Here is a 9,019-nt window from a genome sequence, read left to right on the forward strand (position 1 = left end):
TAAGTATTTATACAAGCTATGTGAAAATCCATCCAACCATGAAAAGAGAATTTAAAGTTTTTACTTATTTTACATTTTTTTATTAAATTTTCTGTTTCTTTATCACATGTATCATATACGAAAATAGTAGTTATATAAGAATACATATGACCAGGTTTTGGATTTATGACCTTCATTCCTTCATCATAAGCATAATCTCTACATTGTACAAACATATTTTTTGTAAGTGTATCAGTTTTAAAAATATAAACGTATTCGTTGGCATCGCTAGACCAAAGCTGAGCTTTTTTTGAAAGAACGTATTTTTCATTGTGAACGTGAAATTCACAAGTTGCCACAAGTGGAAGTGATTTATTTTCGCACTTTTCCACATCGTAATAAACTTCATAACTTTTCAAAATTTTATCTATTATATTATCTTTATCAGAACAAAGTAGCATTTTTACATCCCCCTAATATAAATTTAAAATGTTAAAATAATAGTAATGCAAATTGCATCAAAAAACAATTAGAATACCCTGATAACAAAAAAGAGGACCGTAGAATGGTCCTTTGAGTATATTAAACTAATATTTTTTTAACTTGCACTTTCTTTAGCAAAGTTTATTTTAAGCTTTTCTATTCTATTATCATCTACTTCAATTACTTGAAGTTCATAATTCTCAATATTTATTATTATATTTTCTTCATTTCTAGGAATTTTATCTATTCTAGAAATTATATAACCATTTATAGTGTCACAATCATCACACTGTAGATCTGTATTAAAAGTATTATTAAAATCTAAAAGGGACATATTGCCTTTAATTTCGAAGCTTCCATGGCCTAGATTTTTAACTTTATCATTATCTATGTCATACTCATCTTCAATGTCACCAACTATTTCTTCGATTATATCTTCCATAGTGACTATACCAGAGAAACCACCATATTCATCTATTAAGATAGCCATATGGTTCTTGCTTTGTTTTAATAATATAAACAACTCATCGATTTTCTTAGTTTCTGGTACAAAGGAAGGAGAGTGTAATAAACTTTTTAAATCAAGATTATCAAAATTACAGTTAACTAAATGAGATATTAAATCCTTAATATAAAGTATACCTATTATATTATCAACAGAATCTTTGTATACAGGTATTCTTGAATATTTACAACTAAGTATAGTATTAAGTTTTGTCTTAATATCATCATCTATATCAATTAAAATTGTATCTGTTCTAGATGTCATAATTTCCTTAGAGATTTTGTCAGAAAAATCAAAGACTTTATCAATCATCTCTTTTTCCATAAAGTTAATTGTTCCGTTTTTTTCCGATTGAGTAATTAATAGTTTTATTTCTTCTGTAGTTATATTATTTTCGTCTTCTACATCATCATTATGAGTTAGTTTTAATATGACTTTTGTGGATAATGATAATATTTTTATAAAAGGTTTAGATATTTTGGAGATGAAATAAACTGGTGCTACTGATGCTAAAGCGATTGTTTCGCATTTTTTTAAAGCAATTCTTTTAGGTACCAGCTCTCCAAATACTAAAGTTAAAAATGAAAGTACTAGAGTAATTAATATCATGGAAATTTCTTGTGCATAAGGAATGTTATAAGGTGATAAAACATTAAACAATCTAACTGACAAGGTTGTTGCAGCAGATGCACTGGAGAAAAATCCAGCCAAAGTAATGCCTATTTGTATAGTTGATAAGAAATTACTTGGATCTTCTAGTAATTTGTTTAAAAGTATTGCATTTTTATTTTTCTCTTCGCATAGAGAATTAATTTTGTGCTTGTTTACTGATACAAAGGCCATTTCCGCAGCTGCGAAAAATCCATTAATCAGTGTAAGAATTAGTATTACAAATAATTGAGGAATAATACTCCTCGAGAGGTCATCGAGACTACTCATTACCAAACTCCTCCTAAAGTTTTTATTAATATATTATATATATAATTATAGATATAATATATTAATTTTGTGTTAAATTATGAATATTTTTTAAAATTTTTTATTCTTATTTATGAATACATTAAATTAAGGAAAATGAGGATAATTTATACTAAGAATAAATTAAGAAAAAGGAGGATGAAAATGTATCCTATTTATAAAAATATAGGTACTAAAGAAAATTGTGAAGTAGTTAAAGTAAACTTTCCACCACAACATCAAGACTGTCATCCAGGTCTAGAGTATATTATGAATCCAAGACCAATATCTGAAAATGTAAACTATAAAGGGAGCAATAAATTGGAAGATAAGGTGGCTATTATAACTGGAGGAGACAGTGGTATTGGAAGGGCAGTTGCTTATGCTTTTGCAAAAGAAGGAGCTAATATTGTTATTGCTTACCTCAATGAAGATGAAGATGCAAGTGAAACTTGTGAGCACGTAGAAACTTTAGGAAGAAAGTGTATAGCAATTAAAGGTGATTTACAAAAAGAAGAAAACTGTAAACTAGTAATAGATAAAACATTAGAGGAGTTTGGAAAAATAGATATATTAGTAAATAACCATGCTGTTCAATATATCCAGCAAAGTATTTTAGATATAGATGAAGAGCAATTGGAAAAAACATTTAGAACAAATATATTCTCCTTTTTTTACTTAGTAAAAGCAGCACTTCCTCATTTAAAAGCAAATTCATCCATAATAAATACAACATCAGTAACAGCATTTAAAGGAGAAGAATTACTAATTGATTATAGTGCAACAAAGGGAGCAATTCTTGCTTTTACTAGATCTTTATCACAATCATTGGTGGAGGATAAAATTAGAGTAAATGCAGTGGCACCAGGTCCTATATGGACACCGCTTATAACAAGTAGTTTTAATTCAGAAGAAGTGGAGACCTTTGGAAGTCTTAGAAGTAAAGTACCTATGGATAGAGCAGGTCAACCTTATGAAGTTGCAAATGCATATGTATTTCTTGCTAGTGATGATTCTAGTTACATGACAGGACAGGTATTACATGTCAACGGAGGCAATATAGTAGGATAAAAAAATTGCTTTGCCTGAGCAACTGCGTTGGCGAAGTATTTTGATACTAATTTAAGTCACTGAGTGGATGTTATGAAACTACTTTGCTCAAGGTGAATTTTTATATGGTTATATTTATAAAACTCCCACGTATTATATATTAGTTTAGTATGTGGGAGGTATTTATAAAAGTGTCTTTATATATTATAAAAAATGACTCCAAAGACCTTACTCCAGGGGAAAATAAGCTGTTGAGTAAAATAAAAAAATTATATGAAAGCTATGAAAGTGAAGCTTATTTATATGTTCAACCAACAATATCAAGTTTAATACCAGACTTTATTTTAATAGATAAGAAAAAAGGGATTTCCATTTTAGAAGTAAAAGATTGGTCATTGTCATACATTAAAGATGTTAATAAAAGAAGAGCTATTTTAAGTGATAGGGAAGATGACAACCCTGTAAATAAAACTAAACAATATTTTAATATTTGCAATGGAATAATTTCAGATAATGATAAGATATATGATTTAAACGATTTTCTTTATGCTAACACAGTATTGACTAATATGAGTGGTGAAGATTTACAAGGAGATAAAATAAAATCAGCTTTTAATATTGAACCAGTAAAAATATTAAGCAAAGATATTTTATCAAAACTTACTATAACTGATATGTTTTCCAACGTGGAATGTGAAATAAATGAAGATGAAACGATTGATATTAGAACCTCGCTATTTCCTGAAATAAAAATAGTAAAAGAAAATAATGAAGAAGAGGAAAGTTTAGATGATGTAAGTATATATTCTTTAGATGAAAAGCAAGAAAACTATTCGAGAAAATTTCCATATGGCCCATATATGATAACTGGTGTACCTGGTTCTGGAAAAACACAAATTTTAATTGCAAGGGCCATTCATTTAATAAAAGAAAATCCCAGATGGAAAATACAAATAGTGACATATAACTTATCACTTGCTAATAAAATAGAAAGTATTTTAAATGAAATAGCAAAGGATTATAGTAACAGTTTTATATTGAAGGATATAGAAATTCAAAATATAGGTGTTAGTACTTTTCATAAGCTTGCCATGAGAGAAAGTAGAGAAAGAATGCCTTGTAAATTAAGTGCAAAGGAAAAGCATACTTGGTTTGATGAAACACTACCTAATTTAGCACTTGAAAAATGTAAACCTACTTATGACGCCATATTAATAGACGAGTACCAAGACTTTCAAGATGACTGGATAAAAGTATGTGTTAAGTTATGTAAAAAATATAAATATAAAAATTACTCTGGAAAAGAAGTAGAAGGTGTAAATATATTTATGGCTGGAGATAGACTACAAAGTATATACAACAGTAAGGAACATAGTTGGAGTAAGCTGGGTATAAATATGCAAGGGCGTTCTAATTTTCTTAAGACTTGTTATAGAGCAGGAAGGGAGAATTCATTTTTAGCACTAAAATTTTTACAACAAAATGAATATTTACGAGAAGAAGTTAAAAGATTTTATAAAGAGAATGAAGATATAATATTAGATAATACTAATGAAATAAAAAGTACTATTGACTTTATTGAAGGAGAATATGAAGAAATTATAAACTGTGTAAACTCTTTAATTAGAAGTAAGACATATTCTTATAATGATATATTAATTATTTGTAATTATAAAAATCAATGTGAAAAAATAAAAAATATGTTACCATCTAATATAAGGATAAATACAAGATTTATAAAAGAAGCTGACAAAGAAGATATGGATACCTGCCTATTAACTAGTACATATTATTCTTCTAAGGGATTAGAGGGGAAGATAGTAATTTTAGTAGATGTGGATTTTTTTAGTGGGAACTTAGATAATAAAAAAGAAATTATGGATAGAAAGTTATTATATGTGGGAATGACAAGAGCCAGTGAAAAGTTAATTATTCATGGTAAAAATTTTTATAAAAACTCTTTTGCTAAAGATATAAAAAATATCTATGAAAGTTCTGTGGAATTTGGATAAAATAAAAAGACTTGCTTATAAGCAAGTCCTTTTTATTTTGAATAAGGCTAAATTTAATCAAAATGAGTTTTATATTTAATTTTATATTAGCTATCTTAAATTATTTATTAGTAATAAAAATGCACTTCCTGCTTTCAGGTAGTCTTCACCTTCTACTCTACCAACTTTAACATTTTTATTATCATATACATATCCATTCTTATCAACTCTTCCCACAGGGAAATAACTAGTTGGATGACTGTGGATTATACCATCATCATCGATTCTTCCTATTGGAGAATTATTAATTGGATCATTGTGAATTATATTGTTAGTGTCTATTCTTCCCACAGGACATTGGTGATATAAATGATTATGAACTACGCCATCAGAATCTAATCTTGCAACACCTAAAGAATTATAAGGAAAATTTACTATAGTACTTGCCATATACTTTACACCAACCTTTACAATTTATAGTTTAAAAAACAGTTAAATAAATATTGTTTTATTAATTAATTAGACATAAATTGATATAAACCTTTATAAATTATAAATGTATACAGGATATTTTTTACATTAAAGGAATTTATAATTTATCTGATTTTTGGATTAATTATAAATTCTAACCTATTTAAATGAAGATGTTTCGCCGACACGTCGCTCAAGCAACGGATATATCTGAAGCGAAGCAAAGATATATCGTTGGCGACATGAGTTAAGCGAATTTTTTATCTTTAAGAAAAATTATATTTATAAATTTTTAATTATGTAAAATTAAAGGTAATAAATTAGAACAAAGATTATAATACTGAAAATAAAACAAAAACGAATAGAAGGGTTAAAAAGGTATAAGATTATAAATAAGAATAAAAATGAGGAGTTTATTTATGGATAATATAAAAAATGAAATAGATGTAAAACTTATAGGTCAAGATTTATATATAAAAAATTTAATAACTTATATAAAAGAAAAGACAGTTAAAAATGAAAAGGGAGTTCTTATTTTAGTTGGAGAAAAGGATACGGGCAAAAAAACAAGTATTAGAATTTTAATTGAAGAGATGTACAAAGAAAAGTTAATAGAAAGTGATAACATAAATGAAATAAACTTGGATACATACAATTTTAAATTTGGATATAATGCTTTCTTAAGCGACTTACATGACAGATTAAAGTCGAAGTCTAAATGTATAATGTTTAAAAATATTCAAAATGCTATGGAAGATATAGTTCATGTTATATCAGATCTTTGTTTTAATTCTTGTTTCAACTTAAATGAGGATTACATTATAAAAAATGATGTTTTCGTTAAGGCTGATGAAGAAAATAAAGAGGAAATAAATGATATTTTAAATTCAGAAGAAATTCATAAAGAAAAGATAAATCAATTAATTTGTAATAATAAGTTTGTTGTATTTAATTGTGATTATAATGATATCAATTTAGATAAAGTATTTGGCAGTGATTTAAATAACAAAATTGATAAAGTACTTTATACTAAAGATTTAGATAAAAAGGAAAGAAATATTGTGGTGAGAAGAAGGGTAATTGAAACTATAAATCATATAAAAGAAGAATTAGATTTAGATATAATGATTGATTTGAATAAGGATGATGAAAATAAAGAATACTTTGGAATTTGTAAATATCTTCAAGAAAGTTATAAAAAAGATAGCAACTTTGGTATATCTGAATATGTAAAATACAAACTTAATAATCCTCTTAGAAATCTTGTTATTAAAGAAGAAATAAAAAGTAATAGCAGACTTTTTATTTATGTGGAAAATGATGAAATATACTGTAAGGCAAATTCTAAAGTATATAAACTTAATGAATATACTACGCCAACACTGGAAGAAGCTAGATATAAACTTAATTCTATTATAGGAATAAAGGAATTAAAAGAATTTATCTATAATGTTCAAAATAATTACAAAGTACAAAATATAAGAGAAAGACTGGGACTTACCACATCGAAAATTTCCATGAATATGATATTTGCAGGTAATGCAGGAACAGGAAAAACAAATGCAGCCAGAACTACCTTTGAGTATCTAAATGCTTTAGGCTTACTTTCTCGTGGTGTATTTAAAGAAGTAAGCAAAGCAGATTTTGTCAGTGAAAATGTAAATGAAACAGCGAAAAAAACCATGGAAGTTGTAAACTCTGCTATTGGAGGAGTTTTGTTTATTGATGAGGCATACTCTTTGTGTGAAAGTGAAGAAGACAAGGTTGGTAAAGAAATAGTAGATGCTCTTCTTAAAGGAATAGAAGATAATAGAGATGATTTGATTGTAATACTTGCTGGGTATGAAAATGATATAGAGAAATTCCTAAGTATAAATCCAGGACTAAAGTCAAGATTTCCAAATATAATTCATTTTGAAGATTATACTCCTTATGAAATGTATGCTATAGCTTTAAATATTGCAAAAAGTAAAGGATACAAAATAGCAGATAATGTAGAAGATGACTTAATTGATTTATTTGCAAAAAATCAAATATCTGGTAAAAATGATTTAGGTAATGCCAGATTTGTAAGAAATATAATTGAAAATGCCATAATGGATGCATCAAGGAAATACTTACAAGATAAGCAAAAGAAAATCGACTTATTGGAAGCACATAATTTTAATTTTAAGGTTAAAGCAAAATTTAATTTGGAAGAAAGATTAAATGACATAATAGGTTTGGAAGAAGTTAAAAACTTGCTTAGAAGCCAGTACAAGCTTATTGTGGCACAGGAAAAAAGAAAATCAGTAGGTGTGGAAACTAAAATTGAACAAAATTTAAATATGGTTTTTGCAGGAAATCCAGGAACAGGAAAAACCTCCATAGCAAGATTAGTGGCAGAAATGCTAAATAGTATGGGATTGCTTAAAATTGGTCAACTAGTAGAAACTGACAGGTCAAATTTTGTTTCAGAAATACCAGGACAAACTTCTAAAAAAACTGAAGAAACATTTAAAGAAGCCATAGGAGGTATATTATTTATAGATGAAGCTTATACCCTGGCTTATGACCCTCTAGGAAGGGAAGCCATAGAAACTTTACTAAAATTAATTGAAGACTATTCAAAAGATGTAATAGTAATACTTGCAGGTTATGAAAAAGAAATGGAAGACTTCTTTGATGTGAACATAGGTCTTCGTTCTAGATTTCCACTTTGGACTAATTTTGAAGATTATAAACCAGACGAACTCTCAGAAATGGCAATTAAACTTTTGGAATCAAAAGGATTTAAATTATCGAAAAATGGCTACACATCTCTTAAGAAAAGCTTTGTAGATATATATGAAAATGCTGATATTCAATCAGGAAATGGTAGACTAGTTAGAAACTATGTAGAAAATTTAATTAGATCTCAAAGTATTAGAATTGCTGAAAGTGATATTAGTGTCTATGAAATGAATTTAATAACTACAAAGGATATTGATAATATAAATGAGTTTACATCGGCGAATGATTTTAATTTAGAAGAAAAACTTAAAAAAATTGCAGCCAATGAAAGAGCTAAGGACTTTTTAAGAAATCAATATAAAATTATTAAGACAAAAGAAAAAAGAGAAAAGCTTGGAATTAAAAGTCAACTAAGTAAATACAGCAATATGGTCTTTACAGGAAATAGTGGTACAGGTAAAAAAACTACTTTGAAAATTTTATCTAGTATGTATTACAATGTGGGATTAATAAAATCAAAAAATATTGTGGAAATGGATGAAATAGAAATCACTTCTCTTTTAGATGGAGGTGTACAAATAGAAGATATATTAAAAGATTACTTAGGTAAAATGGTATTAATTGATAAGGCTCATTTATTTATTGATAAATACAATAAAAATGAAATGATATCCTCTTTAATTAAGTTTATTGATAAAAATAATAATAAAATAATTATTGTTTTATGTGGTGAAAAAGAAGGGATGAGAGAATTAGTTTTAAGTAATCCTTCTCTTAGTTGTAGATTTCCTATATGGCTAGATTTTCAGGATTACAATAAGGATGAATTATTTGAAATTGCAATAAATCTTATTAATTATAGAGGTTATGA

General features: G+C 27.0%; 6 protein-coding genes. 3 read left to right on the forward strand and 3 right to left on the reverse strand.

The window, feature by feature from the left end:
* Window positions 1-440: DUF8052 family protein (locus QX51_RS06910; RefSeq protein ID WP_039679176.1), on the reverse strand; the 440-nt coding region annotated here is incomplete at its 3' end.
* 137 nt (window positions 441-577) lie between these two features.
* A complete protein-coding gene (locus QX51_RS06915; RefSeq protein WP_039679177.1) occupies window positions 578-1,906 on the reverse strand; it encodes a hemolysin family protein in 1,329 nt (442 codons plus the stop codon).
* A gap of 183 nt (window positions 1,907-2,089) precedes the next feature.
* Here QX51_RS06915 and QX51_RS06920 point away from each other — a divergent pair, with 183 nt between their 5' ends.
* Both QX51_RS06920 and QX51_RS06925 read left to right on the forward strand, forming a co-directional pair.
* A complete protein-coding gene (locus QX51_RS06920; RefSeq protein ID WP_039679178.1) occupies window positions 2,090-2,995 on the forward strand; it encodes an SDR family oxidoreductase in 906 nt (301 codons plus the stop codon).
* A gap of 230 nt (window positions 2,996-3,225) precedes the next feature.
* The gene (locus QX51_RS06925; RefSeq protein WP_161791910.1) at window positions 3,226-4,986 is read left to right on the forward strand and encodes a UvrD-helicase domain-containing protein; all 1,761 of its coding nucleotides are present in this window, start codon (window positions 3,226-3,228) and stop codon (window positions 4,984-4,986) included.
* A gap of 90 nt (window positions 4,987-5,076) precedes the next feature.
* Here QX51_RS06925 and QX51_RS06930 read toward each other — a convergent pair whose 3' ends face one another.
* Window positions 5,077-5,415 carry a hypothetical protein gene (locus QX51_RS06930; protein WP_039679180.1) on the reverse strand — a complete coding sequence of 113 codons (339 nt, stop codon included), beginning with the start codon at window positions 5,413-5,415 and terminating at the stop codon, window positions 5,077-5,079.
* A gap of 440 nt (window positions 5,416-5,855) precedes the next feature.
* Between QX51_RS06930 and QX51_RS06935 the strand changes: the two genes are divergently transcribed.
* Window positions 5,856-9,019 (forward strand): AAA family ATPase (locus tag QX51_RS06935; protein WP_052232936.1); only part of this gene is annotated, 3,164 nt, incomplete at its 3' end.

It is taken from the genome of Terrisporobacter othiniensis, assembly GCF_000808015.1.
Classification (GTDB): domain Bacteria; phylum Bacillota; class Clostridia; order Peptostreptococcales; family Peptostreptococcaceae; genus Terrisporobacter; species Terrisporobacter muris.